The organism is Spiroplasma sp. ChiS, assembly GCF_002968355.1.
Lineage (GTDB): Bacteria > Bacillota_I > Bacilli_A > Mycoplasmatales > Mycoplasmataceae > Spiroplasma > Spiroplasma citri.
On the sequence record NZ_PUUH01000049.1, the window covers coordinates 1 to 2,300 of the forward strand.

A 2,300-nucleotide genomic window follows, 5' to 3' on the forward strand; every position below is an offset into this window, starting at 1 on the left:
TTTTATCCATATTTAAACACACTAAAAAAATAATTTTATAATTTTAATGACATATTTTATAATTTAATATACATTTTTAAATATTTATTGTTTATATATTCTGCAAAAACATTTCTTTAGCACTTATTCAATTTAAACACGGTCGGAGTTTTTCATTTATTACATTATTAACTACTCAATCAATTTGTTTTTGACTAACATTATTAAAATCAGTTCCAGGAGGAAATCATTTTCTAAACTCACCATTTATATTTTCAATTAGAGGTTTTTGACGAGGTTTACCAGTATCACAAAAATATACTTGTATTTCAGCAAATATTTCCATTTCTCGTCATTCACTAAATTCTTTACCTCTATCTGTTATTATTCCTTTTATTTTTCCAATTAAATTATTATTTATAACAATATCTTTAAACTTTTTCTCAACTTCCCTAGCAGTATGATTTTCTAATTTTATTGCAAAATATTTTTTACTTGATTGTTCTACTAAAACTAAACAACTAGATTGATAATTTTTTCCAACAACAGTATCCATTTCTAATTAACCAACATTAGAAACTTTATTTTCAATATCTCAAATTGACTTAAAATCATTTAATTTACCACGATTATCATATTTTCCTTTTGTTTTATATTTTTTACCACGATGTTGCAAATTCTGTTTTAAAAAACCATAAAAACCTAAACGAATTCATTTATACAATGTTTTAACACAAACCGGAAATTTAACACCAAATTTTAAAAAATAACGATAAATAAATTCTCTTGAAGAATCACGATATTTATTAAGTCTAATTTTCATAAAATTAATCTGTTCTTCAGTAAATTTACATCTTTTATTATTCTTTTTTCTTTTCTCATAATACATTTCATCTGACTTATAAGCACTATATTCTTTAATAGTTTTAAATCTCTTAATTTCTCGTAAAATAGTACTACGATGTTTATTCAAAAATTTAGCAATTACAGAAATATTCTGTTCACCATGATTTTTTAAAAATATTTTTGATAATAATAATTGTTCTAATTTAACTTTATCCATAAAAATTAAATGACTATACGTAACATTTATATACCTTTCATTAACTTATAAAATTAATATTTAATACAAAATAATTGATATATAATAAAATCAATTATATATAAAACAATAAAAAAGAGCAATATATATAAAAAAATACTTAGCTTTAATTAGGCAGTATCTATGATTATTACTTTCACAATATTTTAAGTGCATTTCAATTGTTATTTCATCAGTTTGTAAACTTTCTCTCAATCATATGTAAGTTTATCTTCTTCACAAAGTAAATAAAAGTCTTCTTTAAATAAATGTTTTGATTTTAGTTTTTTAATTTCTTTATCTTTTTCAGCAAGTTCTTTTTTAAGTTTGTCATATTTAATTAATTCTGATATATTCATTATTTTTTTTCTAAGAATATATGATTTTTTTGCTAAAATACAATAATCATTACTGCATCATAAATATTTATCATCACCATCTATTTTTGATCTACATTTAGAACAACTTTTCCTCATTATTTAATTTTTCCTCCTTACTAGGTAATTTGTCATAATATAATTGTTGTTCTTTTAACTCAGCAAGTTCTGCTTTAAGTGCTTCATTTATTTTTATTAGGTCTTCCATCATTTTATTAAGTACTTCTTCAGTTTTTAAATTTCAATTTAAATCTTTATTTAATTCTGTAATTTCATTTTTAAGTAATTCATTTTCTTCTTTTAGTTTGTCAAATTTAATTAATTCTGTTATATTGATTATTCATTCTCCTCAATAACAGTTAATTGGTCTAATTGTTGTTTTGTGATTTTAATATCTTTTAAATCAGCACCTTGTAAATTAGTACCTTGTAATTTAACACCTCGTAAATCTAAAAATTCTCTGCTTAAATATTCATTTATTTTATTTTGTTCAACAGTAATATCTGTTAAATCTTTAATTAAATCTTGTAATGTTTTCATTTTATAATTCCTCCTTTCTAATTTTTAATATTAATAATTCATCATTTATTTTTCTTAAAAATTAATTTTTTAATAATTTGATGATTATTTTTGCATTTTAAAGTCAAAAATCAAATACTATAACTTATTTTTTGTTTATTAATAAATTCTAATTTTGTTAAGCAATGCCGATCATACTTTTTACAATATCAGCCGCCTTTTCTGTTTTTAGTTAATTTTGTAAAGTACTCATTGATATAATACTGACATTTATTAATTAATACTGTCTTATTTGCTAATTTAATTTTTAACTCTTTTCAACAGAGTTCTTTTAAAGACACTTT

General features: G+C 20.8%; 4 protein-coding genes and 1 pseudogene. All 5 read right to left on the bottom strand.

From position 1 onward, the window contains the following. Nucleotides 1–91: 91 nt before the first annotated feature. Nucleotides 92–1,042: pseudogene (locus C6B38_RS02265) on the bottom strand (IS30 family transposase). A gap of 203 nt (nt 1,043–1,245) precedes the next feature. Continuing rightward, nucleotides 1,246–1,536 carry a hypothetical protein gene (locus C6B38_RS02270; RefSeq protein ID WP_105298492.1) on the bottom strand — a complete coding sequence of 97 codons (291 nt, stop codon included), beginning with the start codon at nt 1,534–1,536 and terminating at the stop codon, nt 1,246–1,248. Further along, the gene (locus C6B38_RS11815) at nt 1,517–1,648 is read right to left on the bottom strand and encodes a hypothetical protein (protein WP_255401053.1); all 132 of its coding nucleotides are present in this window, start codon (nt 1,646–1,648) and stop codon (nt 1,517–1,519) included. Before C6B38_RS11815 ends, C6B38_RS02270 begins: the two co-directional genes overlap by 20 nt. Nucleotides 1,649–1,773: 125 nt before the next feature. Then, nucleotides 1,774–1,977 carry a pentapeptide repeat-containing protein gene (locus C6B38_RS02275; RefSeq protein WP_105298493.1) on the bottom strand — a complete coding sequence of 68 codons (204 nt, stop codon included), beginning with the start codon at nt 1,975–1,977 and terminating at the stop codon, nt 1,774–1,776. 17 nt (nt 1,978–1,994) lie between these two features. Then, the coding region (locus C6B38_RS09670) for a hypothetical protein (protein ID WP_162475813.1) at nt 1,995–2,300 on the bottom strand (306 nt) is incomplete at its 5' end.